General features: G+C 45.9%; 31 protein-coding genes. 19 read left to right on the top strand and 12 right to left on the bottom strand.

The window, feature by feature from the left end:
* The first annotated feature begins 47 nt into the window (after positions 1–47).
* Positions 48–1433 (top strand): MATE family efflux transporter, encoded by a 1386-nt coding sequence (locus ACI48K_RS17475; RefSeq protein ID WP_475028895.1) that lies wholly within the window; start codon positions 48–50, stop codon positions 1431–1433.
* A 593-nt stretch (positions 1434–2026) separates the two neighbouring features.
* Here the strand turns inward: ACI48K_RS17475 and ACI48K_RS17480 are convergent.
* The 5 genes from ACI48K_RS17480 to ACI48K_RS17500 all read right to left on the bottom strand — a co-directional run bounded on the left by ACI48K_RS17480 (position 2027) and on the right by ACI48K_RS17500 (position 6200).
* Positions 2027–2497 (bottom strand): pyridoxamine 5'-phosphate oxidase family protein, encoded by a 471-nt coding sequence (locus ACI48K_RS17480; RefSeq protein WP_475028896.1) that lies wholly within the window; start codon positions 2495–2497, stop codon positions 2027–2029.
* Between the two features lie 114 nt (positions 2498–2611).
* Entirely contained in the window at positions 2612–4270 is a 1659-nt protein-coding gene (locus ACI48K_RS17485) for an ABC1 kinase family protein (protein WP_475028897.1), read from the bottom strand.
* Between the two features lie 50 nt (positions 4271–4320).
* Positions 4321–4644, bottom strand: a complete 324-nt coding sequence (locus tag ACI48K_RS17490) for an AbrB/MazE/SpoVT family DNA-binding domain-containing protein (protein WP_475028898.1) — start codon at positions 4642–4644, stop codon at positions 4321–4323.
* 196 nt (positions 4645–4840) lie between these two features.
* Positions 4841–5656 (bottom strand): hypothetical protein, encoded by an 816-nt coding sequence (locus ACI48K_RS17495; RefSeq protein WP_475028899.1) that lies wholly within the window; start codon positions 5654–5656, stop codon positions 4841–4843.
* Between the two features lie 118 nt (positions 5657–5774).
* Entirely contained in the window at positions 5775–6200 is a 426-nt protein-coding gene (locus ACI48K_RS17500; protein ID WP_475028961.1) for a MarR family winged helix-turn-helix transcriptional regulator, read from the bottom strand.
* Between the two features lie 182 nt (positions 6201–6382).
* On the opposite strand from ACI48K_RS17500, the gene ACI48K_RS17505 reads away from it, so the two are divergent.
* The 4 genes from ACI48K_RS17505 to ACI48K_RS17520 all read left to right on the top strand — a co-directional run bounded on the left by ACI48K_RS17505 (position 6383) and on the right by ACI48K_RS17520 (position 9811).
* Positions 6383–7399, top strand: coding sequence for a phosphotransferase (locus ACI48K_RS17505; protein WP_475028900.1), 1017 nt, complete (start codon positions 6383–6385; stop codon positions 7397–7399).
* A gap of 172 nt (positions 7400–7571) precedes the next feature.
* The gene (locus ACI48K_RS17510; RefSeq protein ID WP_475028901.1) at positions 7572–8423 is read left to right on the top strand and encodes an alpha/beta fold hydrolase; all 852 of its coding nucleotides are present in this window, start codon (positions 7572–7574) and stop codon (positions 8421–8423) included.
* A 19-nt stretch (positions 8424–8442) separates the two neighbouring features.
* Positions 8443–9033, top strand: a complete 591-nt coding sequence (locus ACI48K_RS17515; RefSeq protein ID WP_475028902.1) for a TetR/AcrR family transcriptional regulator — start codon at positions 8443–8445, stop codon at positions 9031–9033.
* Between the two features lie 70 nt (positions 9034–9103).
* Positions 9104–9811 carry a DinB family protein gene (locus tag ACI48K_RS17520; protein ID WP_475028903.1) on the top strand — a complete coding sequence of 236 codons (708 nt, stop codon included), beginning with the start codon at positions 9104–9106 and terminating at the stop codon, positions 9809–9811.
* A gap of 134 nt (positions 9812–9945) precedes the next feature.
* Here ACI48K_RS17520 and ACI48K_RS17525 read toward each other — a convergent pair whose 3' ends face one another.
* Positions 9946–10479, bottom strand: coding sequence for a TetR/AcrR family transcriptional regulator (locus ACI48K_RS17525; RefSeq protein ID WP_475028904.1), 534 nt, complete (start codon positions 10477–10479; stop codon positions 9946–9948).
* 116 nt (positions 10480–10595) lie between these two features.
* Between ACI48K_RS17525 and ACI48K_RS17530 the strand changes: the two genes are divergently transcribed.
* The 4 genes from ACI48K_RS17530 (at position 10596) to ACI48K_RS17545 (ending at position 15262) form a co-directional block, all read left to right on the top strand.
* Positions 10596–11642 (top strand): SDR family oxidoreductase, encoded by a 1047-nt coding sequence (locus tag ACI48K_RS17530; RefSeq protein ID WP_475028905.1) that lies wholly within the window; start codon positions 10596–10598, stop codon positions 11640–11642.
* Positions 11643–12007: 365 nt separating this feature from the next.
* A complete protein-coding gene (locus ACI48K_RS17535; protein ID WP_475028906.1) occupies positions 12008–12490 on the top strand; it encodes a phosphotransferase in 483 nt (160 codons plus the stop codon).
* Positions 12491–12566: 76 nt separating this feature from the next.
* On the top strand, positions 12567–12956 hold the full coding sequence (locus tag ACI48K_RS17540; RefSeq protein WP_475028907.1) for a VOC family protein: 390 nt from the start codon (positions 12567–12569) through the stop codon (positions 12954–12956).
* 263 nt (positions 12957–13219) lie between these two features.
* Positions 13220–15262 carry an amidase family protein gene (locus ACI48K_RS17545; protein WP_475028908.1) on the top strand — a complete coding sequence of 681 codons (2043 nt, stop codon included), beginning with the start codon at positions 13220–13222 and terminating at the stop codon, positions 15260–15262.
* Positions 15263–15634: 372 nt separating this feature from the next.
* Here the strand turns inward: ACI48K_RS17545 and ACI48K_RS17550 are convergent, their stop codons facing one another.
* The 4 genes from ACI48K_RS17550 to ACI48K_RS17565 form a co-directional block, all read right to left on the bottom strand.
* The gene (locus tag ACI48K_RS17550; RefSeq protein WP_475028909.1) at positions 15635–16462 is read right to left on the bottom strand and encodes a class I SAM-dependent methyltransferase; all 828 of its coding nucleotides are present in this window, start codon (positions 16460–16462) and stop codon (positions 15635–15637) included.
* Between the two features lie 262 nt (positions 16463–16724).
* The gene (locus ACI48K_RS17555; protein WP_475028910.1) at positions 16725–16964 is read right to left on the bottom strand and encodes a hypothetical protein; all 240 of its coding nucleotides are present in this window, start codon (positions 16962–16964) and stop codon (positions 16725–16727) included.
* 140 nt (positions 16965–17104) lie between these two features.
* Positions 17105–17866, bottom strand: coding sequence for an SDR family oxidoreductase (locus ACI48K_RS17560; RefSeq protein WP_475028911.1), 762 nt, complete (start codon positions 17864–17866; stop codon positions 17105–17107).
* Positions 17867–17868: 2 nt separating this feature from the next.
* Positions 17869–18237 carry a MerR family transcriptional regulator gene (locus ACI48K_RS17565; protein ID WP_475028912.1) on the bottom strand — a complete coding sequence of 123 codons (369 nt, stop codon included), beginning with the start codon at positions 18235–18237 and terminating at the stop codon, positions 17869–17871.
* A gap of 1053 nt (positions 18238–19290) precedes the next feature.
* Here ACI48K_RS17565 and ACI48K_RS17570 point away from each other — a divergent pair.
* The 4 genes from ACI48K_RS17570 (at position 19291) to ACI48K_RS17585 (ending at position 21275) form a co-directional block, all read left to right on the top strand.
* Positions 19291–19767 (top strand): GNAT family N-acetyltransferase, encoded by a 477-nt coding sequence (locus ACI48K_RS17570; RefSeq protein WP_475028913.1) that lies wholly within the window; start codon positions 19291–19293, stop codon positions 19765–19767.
* A gap of 109 nt (positions 19768–19876) precedes the next feature.
* A complete protein-coding gene (locus ACI48K_RS17575) occupies positions 19877–20383 on the top strand; it encodes a MerR family transcriptional regulator (protein WP_475028914.1) in 507 nt (168 codons plus the stop codon).
* Positions 20380–20811, top strand: a complete 432-nt coding sequence (locus tag ACI48K_RS17580; RefSeq protein WP_475028915.1) for an SRPBCC family protein — start codon at positions 20380–20382, stop codon at positions 20809–20811. The genes ACI48K_RS17575 and ACI48K_RS17580 overlap by 4 nt, the downstream gene beginning before the upstream one ends.
* A 20-nt stretch (positions 20812–20831) precedes the next feature.
* Entirely contained in the window at positions 20832–21275 is a 444-nt protein-coding gene (locus ACI48K_RS17585) for an SRPBCC family protein (protein WP_475028916.1), read from the top strand.
* Between the two features lie 70 nt (positions 21276–21345).
* Here ACI48K_RS17585 and ACI48K_RS17590 read toward each other — a convergent pair whose 3' ends face one another.
* Positions 21346–21627, bottom strand: coding sequence for a hypothetical protein (locus tag ACI48K_RS17590; RefSeq protein WP_475028917.1), 282 nt, complete (start codon positions 21625–21627; stop codon positions 21346–21348).
* A 110-nt stretch (positions 21628–21737) separates the two neighbouring features.
* Between ACI48K_RS17590 and ACI48K_RS17595 the strand changes: the two genes are divergently transcribed.
* From ACI48K_RS17595 to ACI48K_RS17610, 4 genes are all read left to right on the top strand, one after another.
* Positions 21738–22337: a TetR family transcriptional regulator gene (locus tag ACI48K_RS17595; RefSeq protein ID WP_475028918.1), complete on the top strand. Its 600-nt coding sequence runs from the start codon at positions 21738–21740 to the stop codon at positions 22335–22337.
* Between the two features lie 13 nt (positions 22338–22350).
* On the top strand, positions 22351–23550 hold the full coding sequence (locus ACI48K_RS17600; RefSeq protein WP_475028919.1) for a macrolide family glycosyltransferase: 1200 nt from the start codon (positions 22351–22353) through the stop codon (positions 23548–23550).
* Positions 23551–23620: 70 nt separating this feature from the next.
* Entirely contained in the window at positions 23621–23809 is a 189-nt protein-coding gene (locus ACI48K_RS17605; protein ID WP_475028920.1) for a MerR family transcriptional regulator, read from the top strand.
* A complete protein-coding gene (locus tag ACI48K_RS17610) occupies positions 23802–23987 on the top strand; it encodes a hypothetical protein (RefSeq protein WP_475028921.1) in 186 nt (61 codons plus the stop codon). The genes ACI48K_RS17605 and ACI48K_RS17610 overlap by 8 nt, the downstream gene beginning before the upstream one ends.
* A gap of 114 nt (positions 23988–24101) precedes the next feature.
* Here ACI48K_RS17610 and ACI48K_RS17615 read toward each other — a convergent pair whose 3' ends face one another.
* Positions 24102–24821: an SAM-dependent methyltransferase gene (locus tag ACI48K_RS17615; RefSeq protein ID WP_475028922.1), complete on the bottom strand. Its 720-nt coding sequence runs from the start codon at positions 24819–24821 to the stop codon at positions 24102–24104.
* Positions 24822–25174: 353 nt separating this feature from the next.
* Here ACI48K_RS17615 and ACI48K_RS17620 point away from each other — a divergent pair, with 353 nt between their 5' ends.
* On the top strand, positions 25175–26215 hold the full coding sequence (locus tag ACI48K_RS17620; RefSeq protein ID WP_475028923.1) for a hypothetical protein: 1041 nt from the start codon (positions 25175–25177) through the stop codon (positions 26213–26215).
* Between the two features lie 13 nt (positions 26216–26228).
* Positions 26229–26486: a CD3324 family protein gene (locus tag ACI48K_RS17625; RefSeq protein WP_475028924.1), complete on the top strand. Its 258-nt coding sequence runs from the start codon at positions 26229–26231 to the stop codon at positions 26484–26486.
* Positions 26487–26618: the final 132 nt, after the last annotated feature.

Here is a 26618-nt window from a genome sequence, read left to right on the forward strand (position 1 = left end):
AAGCTAGGGGAAGTAAAGTGAATAGGTATAATAGGAGCATGCATAACGTGACAATATCAGATCACATTCCATCATGGAAAAAACTTAGTCTTTTCGCCGTTACCTGGCCAATTTTCATCGATTCTGTGCTTCGAATGATGCTCGGTACGGTGGATGTATTTATGTTAAGCCGCATTTCTGACAAGGCGACGGGGGCTGTAGGGCTAGCCAACGAGATTATTTTCTTCTGCATTCTGATGTTCGGCTTTGTTGGAATCGGTACCAGTGTAGCGGTCTCCCAATATATCGGTGCCGGTCGGGAGAAGGAGGCCAGTCGTATCGCGGCGCTCGCGATTTCAATGAACCTGATTTTCGGAATTCTCGTCAGCATTCTGCTCGTTTTTTTCGGAGAGCCTCTCTTGGTGCTGATGAACCTGGATCCAGAGCAAATCGGGATCGCAAGCCACTATCTGAAAATTATCGGTGGTTTTATTTGGATAGAAGCGCTGTCATACGCGGTTTCGTCAGTGATCAGATCAAGCGGCCAGACGAAGAGTGTTATGTTCGTGACGCTAGGTGTTAATCTGATCCATGTGACAGGTAATTATTTGCTTATTTTCGGGAACCTTGGCTTTCCGCAATGGGGTGTTACGGGAGCAGCCATATCGACGGTTGTTAGCCGCCTGCTTGGAATTATCGTTCTTTTTGTGATCTTGTACCGTCAAATTCGTGCACCGATTCGCGGGAAGGATTACGTTACCTGGAATGGTTTCTATGTGAAGCAGATTATGAGCGTTGGTCTGCCTGCTGCTGGGGAGCATCTCTCTTGGCAGTCGCAGTACCTCATGATCATAAGCTTTGTTAATATGATTGGCTTCACAGCGTTAAACACCCATGTTTACGTAATGAACGTATCAAACTATTTTATGGCGCTTGCGATGGCGATTGGGGCGGGAACGGAGATCATTGTCGGACAAATGGTGGGAGCGGGGGAAATGAAGGCGGCGTACAGGAGACTGTTAAAAAGCGTGAGGATCAGCTTCATAATGACCTTGGCCATTGTCAGTACGGCAGCGATATTTCGGCATGAAATAATCGGCATGTTCACGAAAGACCCCAATATCATTGCACTCGGAGCAAGTATTTTCTTGCTTTCCATTGTGCTTGAGCCCGGCCGGACCTTCAATATTGTTATTATCAATTCGCTGCGCGCTGCCGGGGATGCGCGTTTTCCTGTCCTGATGGGCGTGATCTCGATGTGGGGAGTTTCAGTTCCGCTTGCTTATGTGCTGGGTGTTCATTTCGGGATTGGGCTGTTTGGTGTGTGGATTGCATTTACAGTGGATGAATGGATACGCGGCGTCATCATGCTGCTTCGCTGGAGAAGCCGGGCCTGGGAGAAAAAAGCGCTCGTGAAGCCTGTTTCCGTTGCGGATATTGGCATCGGCTCATAGGCTTAGAGGGTAGAGGTATCATCCAGAAAATAGAGGCGGTGATCATCCCAACGGGTGAGAATCGTACCTTAAGTGGGTCCCTCAATGTACCTTGGGGCGCGAGATGCGTTCTATTAACATAGCTACTCTGTGCCGGGGAAGAAAACGACCCATCTGAGCTGCCATGTGATTATTTCGCCCGTCGACGATATAACTGCTAACATTGTCGATTCCGCGAAATCCAGCTTGAACGACTTTCACCGGAGTAGACAATGCGCTACGCCGCCATATCCTTGCTGCGGACAGCATCGAAAAGGCCTGTATCCGTCGCACCCGGGCACAGGGTAAGGACGCGCACACCGCAGTGGTAACGGAAAAGACGAAATGGCGGCATTCCAGATAGGTTCACCAGTCGCCATTTTCAAGAGGGAGTCTGCTTATAAAAGCAGGCTCTTTTTCGCTATTTAGATGTTACGGTGAACCGTACCACAAGTAACGCCAAAAAAGGGAGTGTCCGCACACTCCCTTTGAGCTACTATTGTTTGTTATCACAGTATGCTTATCTCCCAACGGCAGTAACTTAATATGCAAGATATTGGAACCACACAGACCGCTTAATTTGCCGTCTTATTGACAAAATCAATCTCATTTCGGATCCCTTTATGAGCGTCATTCCACAGGCCTTTTGTCAGGCGAATGCGCAGCAGGCATGTGTTAGGGTCTTCGTCGTTATTGGCTTCGTGATACCACTCGGCGAATATTGTGCGCAGCTTTGTCATCATCTCCGCGTTTTTCTCGTCACATACCCAGCCCAGGTTTTCACCGATACCATCGGCCGTAAAGTTTTCGACGATGATACAAACGGCGACTTCGGGGTTTTGGGCGATCTGCTGCATCTTGCCTGAGGTCGCGTAAGTGACGGTGTAGAATGCGCCGTCCTCATAATAGGCATCCACAATGCGGGCGGCGGGACGGCTTTTGCCATTGGCCCCCGGTTCCAGCGCGATGGTGGACAGAGAGATCAGGCCGTCCTTGTTACCCACTTGTTCTTCCAGCAGCTTCATGGCTTCGTCGTACTTGCTCATTAACATTACCTCCTAAAGTGTCATAAGGCATACATTATTGAGCTTATCATTGTAAAATCTTGGTGCATGTGAAGAATAATACGATAGTTCCACTATCCCCTCAGTTGGCCGTTATTAACGGGATTTAAATTTCGACTTTTCCAATCTACTCTGTTCGCGCATGGCTTTCATCTGCTGTGCATGTCTTACATCGCGGCGGCGTTCTCTCGTTTTGAGCTGGCCGAGCATAATGAGCAACCCTAAAATGCCCAGCACATAAGAAACAATATGATTCACTTCATTCCACATGTTTGCGGCAGTCAGAAGGGATACCGCTCCAATGATTGTGGCAATAATCCGCTGGGTATTCTTATTTTGCGTATCTATTAATTTTTTCTCAAAGGAACTCGATAACTTTACCCGTAGATTTCCGCCATCCATTTTATCAACTGCAGAAATGAACTTCTTTGTCGTAGGAAGGATTCCTTTTAGAAGATTCTTGCCTTCATCTAGAACGGTGGAAAAGACGCTTCCTCGCAGATCGCTACGCACAACCTCTTCGATATAAGGCTTAACGGTCCCAATCAAATCAAGCTCAGGGTCCAGTCCTGTACAAAGTCCATAAACCGTGCCCACTGCTTTTCCCAAAAATGTTGTATTAGCAGGCAACTGAAAGGGCTGTGAATAGAGGAAATCACGTAGCTCTTCCGAATTGTCGCCTGACGTCACAAAACTCAGGTCAAACGTATCCCCGTTGATTTGTTCAAATAATAACGTAAGATTTCTTGAAAACACCTCTAAATCTGTATTCCGTCTTAAAAATCTTAAACGATTGAGGGCATCGATGGCGCCGTGGGCATCTTTTAAATACACGGCCATTAGAAGTGCTACCATCTGCGCCTTCATATCATCTGCAATTCGTCCGACCATCCCAAAATCGATTAATGCTATGGTGCCGTCAGGCTGCACGAGAACATTTCCCGGGTGCGGGTCTGCATGAAAGAAACCTTCTACCAGAATCTGTTCTACAAAAATTTGCATCAATGACTTCGCTAATTGAGTCCGATCCACACCCCAAGCATCAAGCTTGGCAAAATCGTTGATTTTTACCCCTTCCAAAAACTCCATGGTTAGAACTTTTGAAGTTGTATAGGGCCAATGAATGCCTGGAACAACGATATCATCCCGATGGATAAACAGCATCTGAAATTCTTCTGCATTTCGTCCCTCTTTTTGATAATCGAGCTCTGCCATAACGGTTTCATAAAACTCATCATACACGGCATCAAGGTCCATGAAGTCTGCAATCTTTGTCTGGCGCTTTAATAATCGAATAGCAACCTGTATGGATTTCCAATCAATTGCAATAATATCCTCGACCCCAGGACGCATCACCTTCACTGCGACTTCTTCACCCGTTCGTAATGTCGCCCGATGTACCTGTCCTAAGGAAGCCGCTGCGATAGGAGTTGTACTAAAATCAGCAAAAATCTCGCTAATGGATACTTTGAGTTCACTCTCTACCTTCTGCTTTATCTCGGAAAAATCCACCGAATCTACGGAATCCTGCAGCTTTGACAATTCATCAATCATTTCCTTCGGCAAAATATCCACTTGCGCACTGACATGCTGCCCAAGTTTGATAATTAATCCACCCATATCCATTGCGGTCTTCGTAAAATATGCTGCCTGTTTCCGATATAATGCTTTTGTTTTCGCTTCCAAGCGCCGTCTCGAAATAAAATACTTTTGCTTGCCCAGCCACCAGAAATCCCAAGCAAACTTAAAAATCATTCGCATGGTTCTTCTGAATCGGACATCCTTCATCAATTGAAAGAATTCTCTCATTCTTTTTCAGCTACCTCAGGTTCATTCTCATCCTCTTCGGAAAGGGGAGTGTTCTTATCAAAGATCGCTTGGGCCATACTTTCAAATTTTTTCGAAGCGCTCATGAAGAAATCCGCAAATTTATTGAACATTTCTGCTTTGACCAGAATTACGGCTCCCTTGCGCTTATTCCCGAAAACGATGAATTTCTCACCTGGCTCGATATCAAGTTCTTCCCTTGCTTCTCTAGGAATAACAATTTGCCCTCTCTCACCCATTGATGTTGTTCCTAGCACTTTGCCGTGCCCGAATCCATGACTATTATCTTTTTTATTATGCATTATAAATCTCTCCTTTAATTAGCAGTCTATACATTAGTATGATATTTCATACTAATCATATTTACAATCATTGTGTCGACTTTTTTCTAATCATTCGGAGAGCAGCCCATGAAATAGCTATTGCGGTGAACCGTATCACAAGTAACGGCAAGTTTTTTGTGTTACAGAGTGATGTAGTTGGCGAGGTGGAATTAAATTATTTGCTCTTAATACTCAAATACTTTTCAGAAGAGTATATTCCTACACAAATGTAGATTATATCTAATATGGAACGCCCAAAATAGGAAGAAACGATTTGAGGAAGGGAAATATCATAAATTAAGGGGATAAAGAGATTATATAAAAACCAATCTATTCCGAATATTATAAAGCTGAAAATAATTGCTCGCTTAACTAATGGACAGTGTTGAAGTGCATCTTTCATAAAATAATACATAATACTAATGAGTAGCCCAGCTCCCAGTGTCCATAAAAATGTTTCAACAGGTCTTGTTGTATATGCTGACTTTGCGCCTATAACCATATATGAAAAATATCGTCCTAATAAATAGATTAAAGTAATGCTCACCGTAGAGATCATATCTTTTTTTAAAAGAATGGAACGGACCTTATTTTTGGAATGAGTCCCTAAGAATCTTCCCAATAAAATGCCCATTATAATGATGGGAATAGCATCTCCGATCCCATATATAATCTCGTCTATCATCGAAACCTTATAAACAATGCCATTTTCGATCATTCCCAAAAGCCATAGTAAGCCAAAAAGAAGACCATAAATAAAGCCTTTATATATTTTATTTCCATTTAGCCTGCCTTCAAATTTAATGAATATGACCGAGAAAAACAAATAAGAGAGTATAAGGATGATCGATACATATGGAGTTGTGGGTGAATTCTTTATCATACGTATGGGTAATACCCTTGCAAGGGGATCTTCAAGTATTGGTAATTGGATTACTTTGAGGAATACCCCGATAAATATAATGACAATCAGTGTTAATACTTTTTTCATTTTTATGCATCTCCTTAATAACAATGGATTGTATGATTCGTTTTAACATAAGAATAAATTTGCGTGCCCCAATAGTTGGTATAGCAACTATCGGGCAAAGTTAAATAGTACATCTCTACTATTTAACATTATCCATAATCTTTAGAAGGATTCTTTTTACTTCATCCAATTCTTCTTTTGTAATTCCTCTAATGATTTGTTTGTTAGCTTCCAAAGTAATAGGAATGATCTCGGAACGCAATTCATCTCCTTTTTCCGAAAGAAAAACATTATAAGAGCGACGGTCAATGTCGTTAACTATTCTTTTAATCAATCCTTTCTTCTCAAGACCTACGATCATTCGCGCAATATTTGTCTTATCTTTATTTAAAAGTTCAGCAATTTCATTTTGGTTAATGCCATTTTTATGGTTCCATAAAACTAACATAATGAAATTTTGTTCTGGAGCAAGGTTATAAGGAGCTAATAATTTTTTTGCATAACTAGTAAGGGCTAAATCAGCTTGATGAATAATATATTTTATATATTCCTCTAAAAAAAAAATTCATGATAGCCCCCTTAAAAATAGTTGGTATAGCAACTTATTGAGTAAAATATATAATTTTAATATTATAATGTCAAGTATAATGTCCAGAGTAGAACGAGCTACTTCATCGACAAGAGGGCACGAAACCAAAGGATTGCCATGTGGAGCAAGCAAACGAAGAGAAACGGAGGAAAGAAGAAGTGAAAATTGAATTCGATACGCTGGTCCATGCCCTGAGCCGACGGTTCAAGAAGGATATCATTTCGGCCGACTGCCAAACTATGCGGTTACAGGGTGGAACAGTGGGAAATGTGTACCTGGTAACGGGAATCGCCGAAACCGCGGATGGCGAAAAATTGCCGTACCGGATCGTGCTGAAAATCCAGAAGAAATGGGAACGATACGGCGATCCGGGCTCATGGCGCCGGGAATATGATCTCTATGCGTCTGACTTGGGAGCGACGTTCTCGGATGCCTTCCGCTGGCCGACATGTTATCACGCCGAGATCAATGCCGAAGAAAATGAATTCCAGCTGTGGTTGGAATATATCGATGGCGTAACCGGTTTAGACTTGACCGGTGACATGTATGAACAGGCCGCGCTGGAGTTGGGACGTTATCAAGGCAAGCTGTACGCGGAGCAGCCCGCTGTACTGCAGAGCCTGACCAACCTGAGCCCTGCGGATCTCATGAAGAACACGTATCTGCATTACCGGTCATGGCCGGTCGTCTACGATTATATACGCTCGGAGAACTGCGAATTCCCGCAGCACGTGCGGCAAATGCTCATCGACATCGATGAGCACGCAGACGAGATATTCGCCCGCATCGAAAAATTGCCCCTCGTGTTATGCCACCGGGACTTCTGGGTAACCAACCTGATCTATTCCGACGGGAAAATCGCGCTCATCGACTGGGACACATCCGGATGGGGCTACCTGGGCGAGGATCTCGCAAGCCTGATTGCCGATGAAGCGGATATCGATCACATGGTCGAATACTACCAGCGATGTGTCCCCGCGTATTACAAAGGCTTTTCGGAGAATGCGGATGTATCCCCTATCGCCGATCATTGCGTCTACGAAATGATCCTTCTCGTATTCGGGTACAGGTTTGTGGAGGGGTATCTCCACACAGAGGACGATGACAAGAAGACGAAGAGTGTCCATGCGCTCCAAAAAATCTATGAAATGAAGATCAGCCCTGCGCAGGGTTGACTCTAATAAGAACTCCGAGAACCCTTGTTGTAGCGGGTTTCCTGGAGTTTTTTTCATTACTCCCATTCGATTGTCGCCGGCGGCTTGCTCGTGCGGGCCCATTGACAAACGATGACTTCCATTATACTCTTTGATTGACTGAATTAATCAATCAAAGAATCGAGGTGCCAAAATGTCTCTATCAAAGGATTTTTCTAACTGTGAGAGTTCGTTTAAGCAATGCGAGGTCATATCAAGAGACCGAACAACAATCGGGTACCGAACAATCGGAGAGGGTCCTGGGATTGTGCTTGTTCATGGTGCATTAACGGATTCCAGTGATTATACCCGCTTAGCCATCGCGCTCTCCCGCTCCTTTACCGTTCACCTCATGGACCGAAGGGGACGAGGAATGAGTGGTCCTCAAGGTCCGAATTATGCTATTAATAAAGAGTGCGAAGACGTTCAAGCCATCCGGGAGGCGACAGGTGCCAAATATTTGATTGGGCATAGTTATGGCGGGCTTGTCTCGCTGGAGATGGCAAGGATGGACTCCACCATCACCAAAGTGGCCTTGTACGAACCTGGAGTGCTGATTCACCGGATGGATGACGCATGGATGGACCGTTACGAGCAAGCAATGCTTAGGGATGATCGGGTTGGAGCTTTTGCCCACTTCGTAAGAGGAATGGGAAATACCCCATTGACGAGACTCCCCTATTGGTATGCGAAACTCATTTTGAGGATCATGGTACGAGGGGACCATTGGAGAAAAACCGCTCAATTATTACCGCAAAATTTACTTGAGCACCGCGAGGTCCAGCGACTTGCTTCCACTTATCAGAATTACAGCAGCACCAAGGCAGATGTGTTGTTGGTTCAGGGGGGGAAGAGCCCCAATCCCACAAGGGAAATGATGGAGGAATTAAACCGAACGCTTGCCCATTCGGCATTGCAAACCGCCCCTGGAATGAGCCATTTTGGCCCTGAGAATGACGGCGGGCCGGAAGAGGTTGCGCGTATGTTCCACCACTTTTTTAACTAATCCGGAAGGAGTTTGATTCATGCCGCGTTTCAAGGAAGAACAACTTCAAAAAATCTATGACGAGCGCAAACAACAGATTACGTCGGCCGCCGTCAAAATTTTCGCCCAGCGCGGTCTTCAAGGTACGAAAATTAGCAGGATCACCTCCGAAGCAGGTGTGAGTCACGGCTTGTTCTATCATTACTTCAAATCAAAGGAGGAGTTGTTTACCTCCTTGGTAAGAGAAGCGGTCGAAACATCGATCGTGGAAATCGACCACTTGAACCAGCTTACCGGATCACCTATCGAAAAAATTAGATTTTTAACGAAAAGCATTCTCGAAGAGAACGGAGCTCCGTATTTTATGCTGCTCCATAGGGCCCGGAATTTTGAAGAGGTACCCGAAGAAGTCAGCCAATTGATTGAACAATATCCGATGGATGTCTATGTCGAGCGACTGCTCCCTTTATTTGAGGAAGGGCAGAAAAAAGGGGAAGTCACAGATGGAAATCCGGAGGAATTGATCTCAAGTTACCTGACAATCCTTTCAGGCGTAATGGTTCTGGGCAATGGCTACACGATTCCACAGGTGGATCGGCTGTTGAGGTTTGTTAAAAAAGATTTAATGTGAGAAAAGCGGCCAATAGGAGTTCTTTCGAAGATGAGCTGCTCGTGATGTGAATAGGCCATTCCGCAGGAGGATGGCCTTTACATGGGAAGAACTCGAACGAAGCGCTTTGATCCATACGGTAACAGGGAAAGGTTGTTTTGTAGCCGAATTCACATCAGACGAGATGCTGCGAAAACGCAACAAAATGATCGTGAAGCAAGTGGAAAGCGATATAATATATTACAAATCCTTTGGCGTCACCGTAGGCTGGGAGGGGATTATGATTAGAGATGATTCTTTGACTATGATCATGCAATACAAACGGATGCTGGAGGAATATACGATCGCTCAGCTGCGGTGTAAATTCGAGGAAGATGTATGGTCGGTTGGACAGATGTATATCCACGTGATCGATGTGGCGGAAGAGTACATCGGACATATCCAAGCATGTACAATGGTGGCGGAAGCAAAACAGGAAGGGAAAACCAAAGACGGAACGAAGGCGTTTACCGAACAAGCCTGGCCTAATGTCCGAGTGAAACTAGAGGATTCGGCTAACATGACGCGGAATCCTGTGAGCAAAGATGAGATCACAGCCGGCTTGGATCAAGTGCTGAAGAAATTGGAATATTGGTCTGAACACGTACATGAGGCAAATCTGAATTGCAAGGTTCGGCACGGCTGGTTCGGCTGGCTTCATGCGCTGGAATGGTATCAGATGGTTGGCATGCACAGCCGGCATCATCTGCGCCAAAAGGCTGAACTGGACAAGAAGCTTGCGGAGGCCGGCTTACGCTAAAGAACTGTAACCCGTAAGATGGACACTTGAAAAAAGCGGTCTCTTGCGGGCTTTTGGGCTTTTAATTCATACTTCAACTATATCAGGTACCTTGCTAATAACACGACGTGGCTCGTATGGCAAGGTGCTTATTTTTATTTATGAAAAAATCGGATGAGGGTTAAGATTTCATCTATAGTTTCTTTTTGACCCTTTTTTATCCACATCACCCAAACTTCAAAAACACCAGCACTCATAAAGTCAATCCAATAGCTTCGCTTTGCACCGGTCCAGTCCGGAAAGGGCACTAATTCATCATAAAATTGAGTAATATGGCGCTTAAAAATTTGATAAAGCAACTCTGTATAATCACCTTCAATGGCCATTTGAAAATCATTGGATAGCGCAAGAAAAAAATTCGTCAAATGTGTTAATTTCTGTTCGCGATCTTTTTTAAATGAAGTTTTATTAAATACATCCGCAAATTTAGGTTCGTAGTACTCCTCCAATACATGTTCAAGACTTTCATAATTTCTATAGAATGCCATTCGGCTGACGCCGGCTTTTTTCACGACTTCTGAAATTGTTAATTTTGATAGTCGTTTTGTCTTTAAAAGTTCCAGCAATGCCAAAGCAATCCATTCTCTTGTGTCTTTTTTTATGTTTTGCGCGTGCTCAGTTGCTGCCATAACACTTCCTCCATTTTGTCACAGATGTTTGCCCTCCACTTGTTTTAGATCCTGTTCCGTTCTAAAATAGTGTACATCTGTTACAGATGTAACGTCAACGGAAGGGAGTATTCACTATGCCGGAAAATAACAACCCCTTAGTGCTTGTGACCGGAGGTTCAGGATTTATAGCCGTTCATACCACTTTGAAGTTACTTCAGAAAGGGTACCGTGTGCGGGCAACACTTCGTACAATGAGTAGACAAGATGAAGTAAAAGCCATGTTAAAGTCAGGTGGAGTAACAAATTTTGAAGGTTTGTCATTTATTCAAGCAGATTTAACTTCTGATAAAAACTGGGTCGAGGCTGTTAAAGGGGCCGATTATGTCATCCATGTTGCTTCTCCAACGCCCAATAGAATTTATAAAGATGAAAATGAAATGATTCAGCCGGCACGTGAGGGTGTTTTGCGGGTGCTCAGAGCAGCACGAGATGCAGGTGTCAAACGCGTTGTTTTAACCTCCGCTTTCGGAGCGATTGGTGTGGGACACAAGAATCATAAAGGGCCCTATACCGAAAAAGATTGGTCGAATACGGACGCAAATATTCCTCCATATCAAAAATCCAAGACAATCGCTGAAAAAGCTGCTTGGGAATTTATCCGCCAAGAAGGAAATGGCTTAGAACTTGCAGCAGTAAATCCTGTTGGGGTGATGGGGCCAATCCTTGGTAATGATTATTCTCACTCAAATGATAGCGTCCGCCAAATGCTGGAAGGCGATCTAAAGAATGTCCCTAAAATTTATTCTGATTATGTAGATGTCCGAGATGTTGCCGATTTGCATATTTTGGCCATGCTGCGTCCCGAAGCAAATGGAGAGCGTTTTATAGCTTCCAGTGCAGAGAATCTTTCGATGTTAGATATTGCAAATATTTTAAGAAAACATTTGGGTGAAGATGCAAAGAACGTGCCAAAGGGAGAATTTCCGAATATTGCAGTTCGTGCAATAGCGATTTTCAATCCGCAATTAAGAATGATTGCAGCACTCTTGGGACAAGATATGTCAACGAGTAATCGAAAGGCCAAACAATTACTTGGATGGAACCCACGTTCGGCGGAAGAATCAATTGTTGCAACTGGAAAGAGCATGCTAGAAATCATTAAAGAGCGAAAGAAGCAGTGAAAATAAAATAAATAAAACTTTCGAACCTCACTATGTGGCGATCGTTGCAAATGAAAGGGCCATCCGCTTAGGATGGCCTTAAAACTTGCCGTTACAGACTGCGCGGTGAATCTTATTATAAATAAATAAGGGCAAGTTTTTTTGCGGAAAGGGTCTAGGGTCTAGAACACGAATATGATATAGATCCGAAATGAGAAGGGTGAGGGATCGACGACTCTGATCGTGAAATAGTAACATTCATTTCAAGGGAAGTCCCCGGAAACGATTACCCTGAACTTGGACCTTACATGTGGTCGGATGAAACGCTCGTAGGTTTAGCGCGTCTTTTACGCCGTTTTCATGATGCGACTGAAGGATCTACGCTTATGACGAAAGGCAAATGGCAGCTTAGTTATGTCGATGATCGCGAACACGAAGTGATATGTCATAATGACGCTGCGTTGTACAATGTGGTCTTTCAAAAGGGGATTCCTGTGGCGCTGATTGATTTTGACATGGCAGGACCCGGTCCGCGCATGTGGGACATCGCGTATTCCCTTTATACATCGGTTCCGCTTGCGAGCTTTTCACCTGACCGTTCTTCGGGAAAAACGGTAGGGTACCGATCGGATTTTCACGCTGCAGAGCGCCGTCGACGAATTCATTTATTTTTTGAATCGTATGGAATTCCGGTCCCTAGTGAACTGTGTCAGTGGATTATTCAACGATTGACTACAATGTGCGATACGTTAAGAAATGGCGCTGCCGAGGGAAATCCTGCCTTTCAAAAAATGGTTGATGAGGGACACCTGACTCATTATGAGAGCGAGATTCGATTTGTAACGGATCATTTCAATGATTGGGTATAGAATTAAGTATTACGGATTGCGGCAGCTGCGAGATTAGATCTCAAATAGCCGGAGTCTTAGAAAGAGGAGTGAAAATATGAAGAAGAAAATAGGACACGTTACGATTTTGGTAAAAAACTATGACGAGGCAATTGATTTTTATACCCAAAAAGCAGGGTTCATTTTATTAGCAGACAACGCTTTTGGCAACGGAATGCGGTGGGTTTCAGTCGCACCGTCAAAAGATTCCGAGACAGCGATTGTTTTTGTTGAAGCTGATACTCCTGAAAAAGCGGCAAGACTTGGCACTCAAGCAGCTAACCACGTTTTCTTGGTCATTCAAACCGATGATTGCTATCGAGATTATGAAAAAATGAAATCAAACGGTGTCCATTTCTTCGGTGAACCGAAAGAGGTACCGTGGGGAATTGAGGTTGTATTCGAAGACCTCTACGGAAATCGACTCGATCTTGTCCAGATTTCTTAATGCCGCATAGGGCGTTTGGCCAATACCATCACATTACCTCAGTGATACGTTCTGCGGTTGAGCACATGCTGCAGTAACAACTTAACAACACCTGAAGTTTGTGTAATGTTTCATTACACGTAATTCAGGATTTATAAACATAACCTGCAATAAAACTCGTTTTAAGTCATGTTATGTAACATAAAATATTTTGAAACAGGAGTATCTAATGTGATATGCTCCCATTGTGTAATATATATTTACATATGGGAGGGTGTTGGAGAATGAGCAATGCAAAGACACGAAAGGTGGTCAAAATGATGACGGTGCCGTTCTTGGGTATAGCGTTATTGGGAAGTACCATTCCGGCCTATGCAATGAATTCCACTAGCTTGATCGTCGACGCCACAACGACGACAAAGGCCCTTCAGGATCTGCAATCTGTTGTGCAGCAAGCGAAGAGCGTCAACCTCAAGGATCATCCCGCCCCGTATGCGAATGATGTAAGGTATGCGCTCAGCATGGCGAGCAATATAACGCCGAATAGCACCGTGTTCAAGATCAACGAAGTTAGACTTACGCTGCAGGTTGCGTTGGATTCTCTGACAATCGACTTGGAGAAGGCCACTATCGCGGATATGCAGGCGGCGGTCAAGTCAGGAGAGCTGACATACGAGCAACTGGTCATCATGTATTTAACCCGAATTGATCTTTATAATAATTACACCGTTCGATTGGATGCGGTCGCGAGTCTTAACCCCAATGCGATCGAACTGGCGAAAGCAAGCGATGCCGCAGTTAAGGCGGATCCGTCCAAGGCGACGGGCATGTTTGGAATTCCGGTTCTGATCAAAGACAACATCGGAACGGCGAAAGCCGACGGCATGCCGACGACAGCCGGATCGATCGCCTTGGCCAACAATTACCCTGAGAACGATTCTTTCCTGGCGAGCCAGCTCAAGAAATCCGGGGCGATTATCCTGGGGAAAACGAACCTGTCCGAATTTGCAAACTTCATCACCAGCGGGATGCGGAACGGTTATTCCACCCTGCAGGGACAGGTACTCAACCCTTATCTGCCGGGTGTGTTGGATGTCTCCGGTTCGTCCTCCGGCTCGGGTTCGGGAGGGGCGGCCGCACTCGCGGCCATCACGATCGGTACGGAGACCTCCGGTTCGATCTTGTCTCCTTCGCAGAGAAACTCGCTTGTGGGCTTGAAGCCGACGGTCGGGCTTGTTAGCCGTAGCGGCATTATTCCTTTGTCGCATAGCCAGGACACGGCAGGGCCGATGGGGCGGGATGTGTCCGACGTCGCCACGCTGCTGTCCGCAATGCAGGGATATGATCAAGGCGACATCCATATGAGTATGGGAGTAAACAACGATATTAAAGTTGATGAGAGTTACTTCAAAGAGCATACCGAGAATTACACCGATTATTTGAAAGAGGACGGCTTGAAGGGCAAAGTCCTTGGCGTATATCGGACTCCGAATAAGGAGACCCAGCCTGATGTCTATGAAACCTTCCGGAAAGCCATCCAGGTGTTGAAAGATCAAGGCGCAACTGTCGTCTATGCTTCGAATGGGGGAGACATGGCGGAGGAACTGCCCAGTGCCCCGGCGTCCAAGGTGCTGTATTACGATTTCAAGGAAGATATCGAGAATTATTTGAAAGCCCAGAAGAACCCGGTATTGGCCAGCGATGATAAGACGATCATTACGAGTTTGCAGGATATTATCGATTACAATAAGAAGCACTTGGATGTATTGAAATACGGACAGACCATTCTGGAAGAAGCCGTCACTTACAATATGACGCCGGGTTCCGCGGATTACCAAACCAGGGACCGGCAGCGGGCTGCTGATGTCGAGTACTCCCGGAAGAACGGCATTAACTATCTATTGGATAAATACAAGCTTGACGGATTGATCGGCCTGAATGGCGCAACGACCGGCATTGCGGCAAAAGCCGGCTACCCGAGCATTACGGTTCCGACGGGCTATCGGACGGCCGAAGGCGGAAACGGGGAGCCGATCAATCTGCAGATCACGGGAGATGCCTTCACCGAGGAGAAGCTGATCGAGATGGGATATGCCTATGAGCAGGCGACCCTTGCGCGCATCGCGCCCGGCATGGCCGTCAAGGATCGCCTGAAAGCGCTGCTGGACGATGCGGAGGCTGCAAAGCTGAGCGGGGATGCGTATGACAAAGCACTCGCTGTCTATAAAAGCAACTTCTCCACTGCAAAAGAGGTGAACGATGCGTCCAATCATCTCTATGTAGAGCTTTACCACTCTTGGTGGCCGGACTTCCAGAAAGGGCTTTAAGCATAAACGAGTTGTGCGAGTAAATTTAAAATTAACTGGAATACCTCCCGTTATTATAGAAGCTGCTGTATCATTGCAAGAATTAGCTGGAAAAACTCCGGTTAATTCTTGCTATTTTCCTGTGTAGAGCCCAAAAGGGTGAAATTAACGTGAGTTTTTCCAGCTAAACCTCACAAAATTTAAAATTCCCTCAAATTAACGGGAGTATTTCCAGTTAGTTGGGGTAGCCTTTGAAAACTTGCCGACGGGCAAGGCAGACAACACGTATAACGCGGGGGGGAGCCTGCCGTATGTGGCCAACCACCGCCCTCGTGCAGCGAAGCACCGTGCGCCGGAAGCTGCGCGCGCAGCGGCAAGTTTCGATAGCAAACCTCAACCCACTTTTCCCTTCTCCAGCACCACGCAAAGCGTGTCCGCCTCGCCGGTAAACGGACTGCCGCAAATATCGTCATAAATGCCGCTCACCTGGAACCCGAAAGGCAGCGCTTCATCGGCCAGTGTTTCCTGGGTGAACACCGTGTTCCAGATCAAATATTCGTGCAGCTCGTCATCCGCAATTACAATAGCTTGCCTGACTTTGACGGTGTTGTTCTCGAAATAATACGCCGCTTCCAGGCAGATATGCGGCTCCGCACTCCAAAAACCTCCGTTTTGAAACATGGACCATGAAGAGGAGTCCTGCTTTCCTGCTTGCGTCTTCTCCGTAAAAACATCAAAAATAAACCGGCCGCCAGGCTTTAATGCACGATAGACCTTCGCAAGCACGGTTTGCCGTTCGCTAAAGGTAAGCGCGGCGTAATCGCAATAAATCAAGGTGATGATATCAAACGCTTCCGAATAATCCATTTCCAAATAATTCTGATAAATATACTTGCTTTGGAGATCATGCTCTTTTGCATACCCGATCGAGCGTTTGGAAAAATCCAAGCCGGTTACGTCATACCCCATATGGGAAAGGCGTTTTGTATATAGCCCAGGGCCACAGCCCAGGTCAAGAACTTGGCTGCCCGCGGGAATCATGCCACTAAGCCATTTTACCGAACGATCAATATCACTGTGTCTGCGGCTTGCCGCTTCCCAATCAGGATGAAGATGAGCATCCAGCATTTGCTTCGAGATATGTTCGTCGTCCCAAAACGGTTCGCTGCTGCGCTGCCAGAGATCAGGTTTTTGAGCCAATGAAAACAGCTGGTTTATCATATCAACATATCGTTTCCTTTCTATGCTCGTTTTTTTACTCGCGTTCGCAAATAATATACTTAGATCGTATAAAATCTTTGGTGAATTTTTCAAGGCACAAAACGACTTAAATAAAACTTGCCGTTAACTTATTGGAGCGTATTTCATATGGCATTTTGAGGGACTATGTCCCTTGCGTTTAACGCTAGGAGGCATAATAAAATCAAAAAGGCTGACATTTTCGCAGTGCCCCGGCACCGGAATCGTCAGCCTGTCGTGCGGATCAACCTACACCGTCGCTTTCCAGCAAGGAATAGAAATGATCGCGGTCTGCGTTATCGAATTTGCCCAGGTTTCGCACCCTAACAAATTCATGTCCGCCATACATGTTTATTTCCTCGCCGTACATATTGTAGAGGGCGATCATATGACCATCCGAATTGAGCTCCATGTACCCGTAATATTTTGCTTCCGGCACCTCGCCGTAAAAAAGCGTATATCTGATCTTGATCACTTTGTGCATGAAGATTCTCCTTTCCGTCTTTCGTATTGGCTTTGAATTTATACAGCATCCCCTATTAAATGTCAACTGATGAAAAAAACAAACTCGCCGCAATTGCGGCGAGTTTGAAACCATTCCCTTATACTCGATGCCAGGCAAGGCTACTCAATAAAGCTTTTCGTTGCTTGATACAGCTTTTCCGCGTATACGTCGATTTCGTCCCGGGACATGCGCAAGCGGGGGACGGAAGTGCCGTATCCGATTTCTTCTTTGCCCTCGGCCAATTCGCTGAAAATGCCGTCCGTGAAGGCGTCCAGCGGTTCTCCTTGCGTATGGAGACCTGTCCCTCCAAGATCCGTATTGACCGCCGGAGGAGCCACTTCAATGACCTCGACGGAGGTATCGGAGAGCTGGAGTCTCAGACTCATGGTGAAAGAATGAAGCGCCGCTTTGGTTGCCGAATAGACAGGGGCGATCGCAAAGGGCGTAAAAGCCAACCCGGAAGTTACGTTGATGATCGCCGCCGTTTCTTTGGCCGCAAAATAAGGAGCGAACATCATGGACAGGTGGATAGGGGCGTCGAGATTCGTTGTGATTTCTTTGTTGAAATATTCCCAATTGTCTCTCGCGTCCGCTTTTAGTACATTGTAGCGTTGCTGAGTGCCGGCGTTATTCACGAGCACGTTCACTTCCGGGTAGTTCGCAGTCACCCAGTCATACAACGCCAGACGCTCGGGCTCCGAGTTCAAATCGCTTACGCGAGTGATCAGGCCGGGCACTTGCTCCTTGGCTTGCTGAAGTACATGTTCACGCCGGCCGCAAACAATGACGGTATTCCCGGCTTTGATAAATCTTTCCGCAAATGCCAACCCTATTCCGGAGCCTCCGCCTGTAATCAGCACTGTGTTTCCTGAAAGCTTCATGATCATTCCTCCTCGATATGTTTTTTATAGCGTTCGATCTTTTCGTCGATGCCTTGCAAGTACTCGTTCATCAATAAGATCTCTTCCGTCATCTTTTGCCTGTGGCTCTCCATCATATCAAGCCGGCGTTTAACGGTGGCATCTCCTTCTACGACCCATTCCATGTACTGCTTGATGCTGTGTATTGGCATGTGCGAGTTCTTTAGGCAAATGACGGCTTGAAGGAGCCCCAATTGACGCTCTGAAAATAGGCGTCTGCCCGCTTCGTCTCGTTCGATTAGCGGCAATAATCCCTTTTTCTCATAATAGCGTAAGGTTGATTCCGGAATACTGAACTTTGCCGAAGCTTCGCCGATGGAATAATACTTCATTTGGAGGCCTCCGAGTTTTTATTTCATGGTCGACATGAATATGATACGACTTAAACCATGGTTTAAGTCAACAGTGGGGATGTCATGGGGGATTTGCTTACAATCTGATGAATAACAAAGACCGCAATCAGTCAACGTGGTGGGAGCACCTGTCAACATGCACCATGAAGGCGTGATTAAGCTCTCCAACGGTTCTTTATCCTTGCTGCTGTTTCTTCTTGCGCAGTGATATGCTAAATCCTGCCCTATAAATCTGAAGTCCCCTCTCGGCAACAATGGGGGCCATCCGACAGAGCGGAGACCATATCATAAGCCAGGAGTAAAGATTCCGTAAGCAGGTTGTACGAGAGATTTTAAATTTAACTGGAAAACCTCCCGTTAATATAGAAATTGCTGAATCGAAGCAAGGATTAGCTGGAAAACCTCCGGTTAATTCATGCTATTTTTCTGTGCAGAGCCCAAAAGTGTGAAATTAACATGAGTTTTTCCCGGTAAATCTCATAGAAACGGGAATACCCTCAAATTATCGGGAGTTTTTCCAGTTAGTTAAGTGGTCTTTGAAATATTGTCGGCATGGGCAACGCGGAGGCGGATAATGCTCGCTTGTTGAATCGGAGTGTCTGGAACCGATGCTGTATGCCGATTTGGGTGATGCGCACCGGAAAGAAGCTCAACGCCGCGCAGATCGCGGTTCCATAGACATAGAATTCCTTCGTAATTTAAGCATAAAAGGCTGTGATAAGCTGCATAACGAGCGGGTTTGGGCCAATTAGCGATGAAAAGGGCATTTTGACGATGCTGGAGCTGCTTTTGCAGAAAGAGGGCTTCAACCACCGTTCAGGCGATTTTGATAAACTCATGGTGAAAGAATGTAGCGCCGTTTGATTGCCGAATAGAGGGGGCGATATTCGAGTACGTATCCCTAAAAAAGGCATGGATACATAATAGTCTATAAAAAAAATGAACATAAGTCTATTCCTTTTTCCGAGTAAATTGTATGTTATTTATGCGACCGCGGCGCAATACGAGAAGGGAAGAAGGGAAAAGACCCGCATGATTACGCTCAGAAAGATTACGCTGGAAAATCGCCGTTTCATATTCAACTTGGAAGTAACTGAAGAACAACGTCGTTTTGTTGCGTCTAATTTATCCAGTGCGGCTTCGTGTTATGTCCTTGCAACGAATGGAGGGCATCCAATTCCGTTTGCCATTTACTCGGATGGTCAGCCGGTCGGTTTTGTTATGTTGACCTATGGAATAACCGGATACGACCTGCCGTCCATCGCGTACGACAGCTATTGCATTTTGCGGCTTATGATTGACAAGCACTGCCAGAATCGGGGTTACGGCCGGGAGGCCATGGAAAAAATACTGGAATACATCCGCTCCTTTCCGGCCGGGCCTGCCCAGTACTGCTGGATTTCTTACAAGGAGGATAATTTGCCCGCCAAAAAGCTGTATGAAAGCTTTGGATTCCGCGACAACGGTGAAACCATAGGGGACGAACGAATTACCGTGTTGCCTCTCTGAATCATGGCGGTAACGTGCTAGGTCATAAATTTCCCGCTTGCACCTTACGTAACGTCATCTTTTATAATAAGCTTACCGGTAAAACGTTAACGTTAACGAAGGAGTTGCTATGGAACGATATTGGAAGGTGGGTGAGCTTGCCAAACTAACGGGTCTTACGATTCGCACCCTGCGATTTTACGATCAAATCGGTTTGTTCTCGCCGTCCCGCCAGACGGAGTCCGGACACAGGCTGTACGATGAAGCGGATCTGGCGCGGCTGCAGCAAATTTTGTCGCTGAAGGAGCTGGGCTTGTCCCTTGACGAGGTCAAGTCCATTCTGGCCGGCGAGCAAATCAGCCCGCTTGAGATCGTCAACCTGCAGATGGATCGGGTCAAGGAGCAGATCAAGCTGCAGCAGCTTCTCCTTGATCAGCTCCGGCATATCTCCAAGCAGATGCAAGGGAAGGCGCCATTAGCGGTGGACGACTTCACTCGCCTTGTACAAGCCATGAAAAAGAGCCACGAGAAGCTGGTTGTCGAGCGGCGAATCAGCTGGGAGAACCGTCTGGATATATTGGGCGAGTTTCTTACCCGACATGTTGAAAAAACGAATTCAGAGGAGGATCAGCCATGAACGAACGCTTCGTTAAGCATGCCACTTTCGTAGTTGAGCGGACTTACCCTGCATTACCCGAGAAGGTGTATCAGGCATGGGCCGACCCGGATGCCAAAGTAAAATGGTTCTCTAAACCCGAGATCTTTGAATTCCGGATCGGCGGCCGCGAATACAGCAGCGGGGGACCGCCGGAAGGACCGATTTTTACCTTCGAGGCGGTCTACCAGGAGATCATCCCGGATGAGCGTATTGTTTATACCTACACTTTGGATACGGACGACACGCGTATCTCCGTATCGCTCACAACGGTAGAGTTCTTTCCGACCGAAGGAGGCACCAAGCTGGTCTTCACCGAACAAGGGGCATTTTTTGACGGATACGATACGCCGGAAGTGCGCGAGCAGGGAACGAAAGAGATGCTGGATGCGCTGGGCAAAACACTCTAAAAGGAGGGTATCACCTTACAATGGCGATGATAGGCACGAATGAGGTTATAAATTCGCGCGAATTTGATGCGTCGCGTGAACGGGTTTTTAAAGCCTGGACCACCCCGGAACAATTGGCCCGCTGGTGGGGACCGAAGGGCTTTACCAATACGTTTCACGAATTTGATGTAAGGCCTGGCGGGGAATGGCGGTTTGTCATGCACGGGCCGGATGGCACGGATTATCCCAATCACAACGTCTTTGAAGAGATTGTGCCGCTGGAACGGATTGTAATCAAGCATCTGTTCGATCCCAAATTTCAAGTGACGGCCACCTTCGAGGAGTTGGGCGGGCGGACCCAATTAACATTTCGCCAGTTGTTCGAGAGTGCGGAAGAGTTCGAGAAAGTGAAGTCGTTCTGCGCAGAAGCCAATGAACAGAATTTCGACCGGCTGAGCGAACTGCTGACCGAATTAGAGGGCTAATTTTGCATAGTTGTAGAGAGGGGTACCGGCGGGTACCCCTTATTTGTCGATATGGACCTCAAATTGAAAGTTATTTTGCTGCTTTAATCAAGTTTTTCCCTTTGTTGTAGATCCATCTTTCCCATTGTGCAAGCAATTCCGTCCCATTTGCACCGCGCTCTATTATAGCGGCGTGATTCTTGTGGAATTCCGCGACTCGTTTTTGATGCTCCTTATGCAGGTCATGCAAATTTTTATGGGGTCGTCTTATTCTGTTCATTGCGGCATGATGATTTAAACCATCGGAAAAGTCGAATGCGGCGGCGATCCTTTGCGCAAATGCTTGATGCCAATCGAGGATATGCCTTATCATGTTTTACTTTCTCCTTTCTCAAATAAGCTCTCTAACATATATAGAGGATTATTTAAAATGTAATCTATATATGTTAGACTGTCAAAAGAATCGAGTTAAGGAGAACAACGATGGCACTAAATAAGGAAATTGTGGTTGATGAAGCGCTGAAATTGCTGAATGAGGCTGGAATCGAAGGGGTAAGCTTACGGGCGTTGGCCAAGAAATTGGGGGTCAAGGCCCCAACGCTGTATTGGCATATTGAAAATAAGGCCGCATTGATCAATGAGATGACTGAGCGCATACTCCGGCCTGTACATAACAATCTGCATCAAAGAGAAGCCGATCAACCTTGGCAAGAGTGGCTAATCCAGGGTTTAAATCATTTTCGGTCGGCTTTGCTCGCTTATACGGATGGTGCGAGGGTTGTCGCGGGAGCCCATTTCTCCCTCGCCATGTCGGATATGATGGAGCAAAACATCAGAACCTTGCTTACCGCCGGTGTCAGTTTGCGGGAGTCACGGCTGCTAGTGATGACAGCGGTTCATTTCACTTTGGGACATGTGATCGAGGAGCAGACTCCTCCGGACATCAAACTTAATCAGCATTTTGACTTGGTGCGGTTTGCCAAAGACCATCCGACGATAGTGGCGGGTATTGAAGAGTATTTCAATTCCGGCCGCACCCGGGATGACCTATTCAACGACGGATTGAAACTCATTATAAGGTGATGGAGTGATTGAAATGGCACGCGTCTTGTTCATTAACGCCGGGTCGGAGGGGCACGTCAATCCTACGATCGGAGTTGTGCAAGAACTGATTTTACGCGGGGAAGAAGTCGTTTATTTTACTATAGAGGCTTTTCGGGAGCGGATGGAGAAGACGGGGGCTTCCGTACGGACCTTCGACGATCAAAAATTCATCAAAGCATTTATTTCGGGTGGACGGAACTATGTGCTTGAAAGGGTTAACGGTCTTTTGCATACGGCGGACATCGTCATACCCAGTGTTCTTGAACAGACCGAAGGTGAGCATTTTGATTACATGATCCACGACTCCATGTTTGGCTGCGGGCGTCTATTGGCTCAAATTCTGAAGCTGCCCGCAATCGGCTCCTGCACTTCTTTAGCGCAGACCGAAGCGGTATTCGATAAGTTGCTGGAGTCATTTACAACGCAGGTTCCTCAAAAAATTACGAAGCCTATCAGCGACAAGTATTATAGCCTGACGGCCACGGTGCGGGAAAAATACGGCGTTGAGATCCGTTCTCCGTACGAAGTGTTTTGCAATCCCGCTCCGCTTACCCTCGTTTATACGACAAGGGAGTTTCAACCGGACGGGGGAAGTTTCGATCCAACCTTCAAATTTGTCGGTCCGTCCATTTCTTCCCGCTACCCTTCGGAAAACTTCGATTTTACGGCAACCCGGGGCAAACAGCCGATTTACATTTCACTAGGCACGGTTTTTAATCAAGCCGTTGATTTCTATAAGCTTTGTTTCGAAGCACTGGGGAACTCTGATCACACGGTGGTGATGTCCATTGGGAATAGAGTCCAAATTTCCGATCTAGGGGGGATTCCTCGGAACTTCATCGTAAAAAATTACCTTCCGCAAACCGATGTGCTGCAAAACACCAAGTTGTTTATTACGCATGGCGGGATGAACAGCACTCATGAAGGTCTTTATTACGGAGTTCCGCTCATTGTCATCCCGCAAAGCGCGGATCAGCCTCTAATTGCCGAGCGGGTCGCGGATATCGGGGCAGGCATGAGATTACAAATGCAAGATTTGTCTGCAAATCAGCTGCGCCACGCCGTAGATCATGTGCTGAGCGACTCTTCTTTCCGTGAAGTTGCCGCGAGTATAAGGCAATCCTTCCGCGACGCCGGCGGGTATCGCCAAGCGGTCGACGAGATTTTCGAAGCACGGAGATCCATATTTTAGCGAAAAGCCCTTGAAGTTATCGCGGCGTCAAATGCTAAGCTAGACCTAGAGCTCGGAAAGGAGACCCCAAATGAACGGATCTGTTGCCATAAATAAGCTGGCGGAGCAGATGGGACTGACGAGTCGCACCTTGCGCCATTGGGAATCGGAAGGATTGTTCAAAAGTGAACGGGATGTGTGTGACGATTCCGGAGGGGATCGAGGTTCCGAAGCATCTGAAGGAAATGATCCTGCCGGGTGGTCTTTACGCCATGCTTAAGAGCAGCGACGATGTTCCATTATCATGGAAAGCTTTAATAAACGGACTCGCGAAGGATGGAATCTATAAATCCGATCGATCCCGGCTATGTCTGGAAGAGCACGTTCGCAACGAAAAACCGGACGGAAACGGAAATGAGTATCATTTGACATTGCTGGAGCCCGTAAAGAAAGTCTGAATGAGAAAAAGGTAGGAGAGCGTAAACTCTCCTACCTTTTTCTACCTATCCTACCTATATAAGTTGAACCTTTGAAATAAGTAGCTTGGCAAGAGTGTGAAGTATTCTGGCAGACTATTTTTTCTCCGCTGTCATCAGCATCAGAGTTAAGAAATTCTCGGTGTCGGCATCGTGAAGCTCAAAATCCGACGTAGCCCGCCATAACGCCTTACCGTCCGGAATTTCTTCGGAGTACGTAACGTCGACAAGGTTCGTCTTTTGCCACATGCTTCTCCACCAGCCTGCGCTATGCCATGCATACATCTCCGGTTCCCAATGCGGGGCGAGCCCCTCCGGCAAGCCTTCCGTGAATTCCCGTGTCAGCCCGGGGCAGACAATCCCGTACTGGCCACCTTGTTTGGCCAATCTTGCGTAATGGTCGCCAAGGTAACACTCATCGGTTCCGAAATAGTGGTAAGCATCAATGCTGATCACCGCATCAAAAAATCCGCTTGCATAGGGCAAGCTATGCGCTTCAGCCTGGATCGGGAAGACCCGATCACTGACCCCCGCTTTCACAAAGCGCTTATAGTTATCGCTTGCGCTAAACCATAGGTCATTGGCAAAAATCTGGACTCCATATTCCTTGGCCAGGACAATGGAAGTGAAACCTGCGCCGCAGCCCATATCCAGAACGCGCATTCCGGGTGCGAGCTTCATTTTTTCGCACAGCAGCTCAAGAAGGCAAAGGGCGTCCGGGCCCATAATATATTTGCTGTTCGTTTGTTCTTCATAATCTTCGATTAACTCTTGAATCAAGTCTTTGTATTTTTCTTTAAAACGATATGTTTTCATGGTTCATTCTCCCTTTTTTGTAATCCCTGTAAAGGCCATTACAGAAAAGAGCATAAGGGCTGAGTCTTTAATCGTTTATGCCCTTTACAGGGTTATTTAAAACTCACCTTTCTAATCGGCACAATGCTCTTCATAAAAACACTTCCTTTCTCTGGAATGTAATTAATTGTAATTCACCCTATATAAGGGGTCAATGATCAAATTGTTTTTTAAAATTGCGGGCAGGAAAGTTCCCTTCGGGCAAGAATTCTTACAACAATTATCGGCATTGTTCTGAATTTCTAATGCTTCTATACTCAACTTATAAGCGAACGGCCGTTGCTTAACGTTACAAACGATGAGGTGACCAAAAAATGAAACCAACCCAAAAAGAACTGACAAACTGGGCTATCACACAAATACAGAAGAAATACAAAGACGATGTCGCTCTACTGATCGCAATCTCAGGGCATTCGTTGGAAGATGATTGCCACGGTGAGTGCTTTGACTATTTTGTACCCGCAAATGAAAATGGAAATAAGCTGGCGCAGACCTTCATCATCGACGGTGTAGGACATGATCTGTATCCTCGTTCATGGCAACGCATCGAGAATATGGCGGATTTTAATGACGATTTCACATTCGGCTTAGGCGACGCCCAAATTTTGTATTCCCGGAGTGAAGAAGACAAGAATCATTTTATAGCCATGCAAGAAAAGCTGAAGGCCAACTTGCAAGATAAAGATTTCATGTTGAAAAAGGCTCTTGAGAAGCTGGATGCCGCTATGGAGATTTACCGTACTCTGATGTTTGAAGATTCGCTTTACAAGGTGAGGATGGCAGCGGGATTTATTGCCCGTTATCTTTCAATTGCCGTCGCTTGCATCAATGGAACCTACTTTAGACAGAGACTTGATTTGGAGACCTTGGAGCTGGCACAGATGAAAGAAATACCTGAAGATTTCATCACCTATTTCGATGCAATAGTCAAAGCAAAGACGGCCCCAGAATTGAAAAGTCTCAGCCATGAAATCATCAGCACAGCTCGAAAATTTATCGCGGCTCACAAACAGTCAAAGATTGGGGAAACACAATCAACCAACTTTGAGAACTTAGCAGGCTGGTATGAGGAAGGTTCTTTAATGTGGCGAAGAATCTATTATCACTGCGAGGCTCAAAATTACAAGAGAGTTTTCCCGGACGCTATTAACTTGCAGCACGAACTCAACATAATCAAAGAGGAATTTGGATTGCATGAAATGGATTTGCTCGGGAGTTTTGATGCCGAAAATCTCAGTGTTTTTAAACAAAGGGCACAGGATGTGGAGCAGTATATCATTTCCGAAATTGAAAATCATGGCGTTGTTCTGAATAAGTATGAAACGCTGGAGCAATTTTTGGCAAAGAATAGTTAGCGGGGTGCATTTGATGAAATACAGAAATGCATCAGAGATCCTTCCGGACGAACTTTTAAAAGAGGTTCAGAAATACGCTTCCGGTGAAACCCTATATATTCCAAGCAGCCTGGAGCGTAAAAAGTGGGGGAATGGTTCAGGGGCAAGAATGTTTTACAAACAGCGCAATGAAGAAATAAAGCTCAAATATTTCCATAAAACAACTATCGATGAACTTGCTGAGGAATACAGCCTTTCAGCAGAGACGATCAGGAAAATAGTTTACAAATAATTCGTATACGTTTGGCCAGCATCGTCAGATTCGTTTCTGATAGGATACTGGCTTTTTTCTTACTGATTTCGTTAATATCGCGATAAACTTCAGTTAAATTAAATATTTTAATATCCACTATTGAAGAATATA

The organism is Paenibacillus terrisolis, assembly GCF_056171975.1.

Excerpts from the sequence above, each read along its gene's own strand:
- ACI48K_RS17615 (WP_475028922.1), bottom strand. The coding sequence starts at position 24,821 with ATGAAAACATATCGTTTTAAAGAAAAATACAAAGACTTGATTCAAGAG.
- ACI48K_RS17580 (WP_475028915.1), top strand. The coding sequence starts at position 20,380 with ATGAACGAACGCTTCGTTAAGCATGCCACTTTCGTAGTTGAGCGGACT.
- ACI48K_RS17555 (WP_475028910.1), bottom strand. The coding sequence starts at position 16,964 with ATGCACAAAGTGATCAAGATCAGATATACGCTTTTTTACGGCGAGGTG.
- ACI48K_RS17545 (WP_475028908.1), top strand. The coding sequence starts at position 13,220 with ATGAGCAATGCAAAGACACGAAAGGTGGTCAAAATGATGACGGTGCCG.
- ACI48K_RS17590 (WP_475028917.1), bottom strand. The coding sequence starts at position 21,627 with ATGATAAGGCATATCCTCGATTGGCATCAAGCATTTGCGCAAAGGATC.
- ACI48K_RS17585 (WP_475028916.1), top strand. The coding sequence starts at position 20,832 with ATGGCGATGATAGGCACGAATGAGGTTATAAATTCGCGCGAATTTGAT.
- ACI48K_RS17570 (WP_475028913.1), top strand. The coding sequence starts at position 19,291 with ATGATTACGCTCAGAAAGATTACGCTGGAAAATCGCCGTTTCATATTC.
- ACI48K_RS17535 (WP_475028906.1), top strand. The coding sequence starts at position 12,008 with ATGACGAAAGGCAAATGGCAGCTTAGTTATGTCGATGATCGCGAACAC.
- ACI48K_RS17595 (WP_475028918.1), top strand. The coding sequence starts at position 21,738 with ATGGCACTAAATAAGGAAATTGTGGTTGATGAAGCGCTGAAATTGCTG.
- ACI48K_RS17560 (WP_475028911.1), bottom strand. The coding sequence starts at position 17,866 with ATGAAGCTTTCAGGAAACACAGTGCTGATTACAGGCGGAGGCTCCGGA.
- ACI48K_RS17540 (WP_475028907.1), top strand. The coding sequence starts at position 12,567 with ATGAAGAAGAAAATAGGACACGTTACGATTTTGGTAAAAAACTATGAC.
- ACI48K_RS17480 (WP_475028896.1), bottom strand. The coding sequence starts at position 2,497 with ATGAGCAAGTACGACGAAGCCATGAAGCTGCTGGAAGAACAAGTGGGT.
- ACI48K_RS17525 (WP_475028904.1), bottom strand. The coding sequence starts at position 10,479 with ATGGCAGCAACTGAGCACGCGCAAAACATAAAAAAAGACACAAGAGAA.
- ACI48K_RS17565 (WP_475028912.1), bottom strand. The coding sequence starts at position 18,237 with ATGAAGTATTATTCCATCGGCGAAGCTTCGGCAAAGTTCAGTATTCCG.
- ACI48K_RS17550 (WP_475028909.1), bottom strand. The coding sequence starts at position 16,462 with ATGATAAACCAGCTGTTTTCATTGGCTCAAAAACCTGATCTCTGGCAG.
- ACI48K_RS17490 (WP_475028898.1), bottom strand. The coding sequence starts at position 4,644 with ATGCATAATAAAAAAGATAATAGTCATGGATTCGGGCACGGCAAAGTG.
- ACI48K_RS17515 (WP_475028902.1), top strand. The coding sequence starts at position 8,443 with ATGCCGCGTTTCAAGGAAGAACAACTTCAAAAAATCTATGACGAGCGC.
- ACI48K_RS17600 (WP_475028919.1), top strand. The coding sequence starts at position 22,351 with ATGGCACGCGTCTTGTTCATTAACGCCGGGTCGGAGGGGCACGTCAAT.
- ACI48K_RS17610 (WP_475028921.1), top strand. The coding sequence starts at position 23,802 with ATGCTTAAGAGCAGCGACGATGTTCCATTATCATGGAAAGCTTTAATA.
- ACI48K_RS17625 (WP_475028924.1), top strand. The coding sequence starts at position 26,229 with ATGAAATACAGAAATGCATCAGAGATCCTTCCGGACGAACTTTTAAAA.
- ACI48K_RS17575 (WP_475028914.1), top strand. The coding sequence starts at position 19,877 with ATGGAACGATATTGGAAGGTGGGTGAGCTTGCCAAACTAACGGGTCTT.
- ACI48K_RS17495 (WP_475028899.1), bottom strand. The coding sequence starts at position 5,656 with ATGAAAAAAGTATTAACACTGATTGTCATTATATTTATCGGGGTATTC.
- ACI48K_RS17520 (WP_475028903.1), top strand. The coding sequence starts at position 9,104 with ATGGCCTTTACATGGGAAGAACTCGAACGAAGCGCTTTGATCCATACG.
- ACI48K_RS17510 (WP_475028901.1), top strand. The coding sequence starts at position 7,572 with ATGTCTCTATCAAAGGATTTTTCTAACTGTGAGAGTTCGTTTAAGCAA.
- ACI48K_RS17620 (WP_475028923.1), top strand. The coding sequence starts at position 25,175 with ATGAAACCAACCCAAAAAGAACTGACAAACTGGGCTATCACACAAATA.
- ACI48K_RS17605 (WP_475028920.1), top strand. The coding sequence starts at position 23,621 with ATGAACGGATCTGTTGCCATAAATAAGCTGGCGGAGCAGATGGGACTG.
- ACI48K_RS17485 (WP_475028897.1), bottom strand. The coding sequence starts at position 4,270 with ATGATTTTTAAGTTTGCTTGGGATTTCTGGTGGCTGGGCAAGCAAAAG.
- ACI48K_RS17530 (WP_475028905.1), top strand. The coding sequence starts at position 10,596 with ATGCCGGAAAATAACAACCCCTTAGTGCTTGTGACCGGAGGTTCAGGA.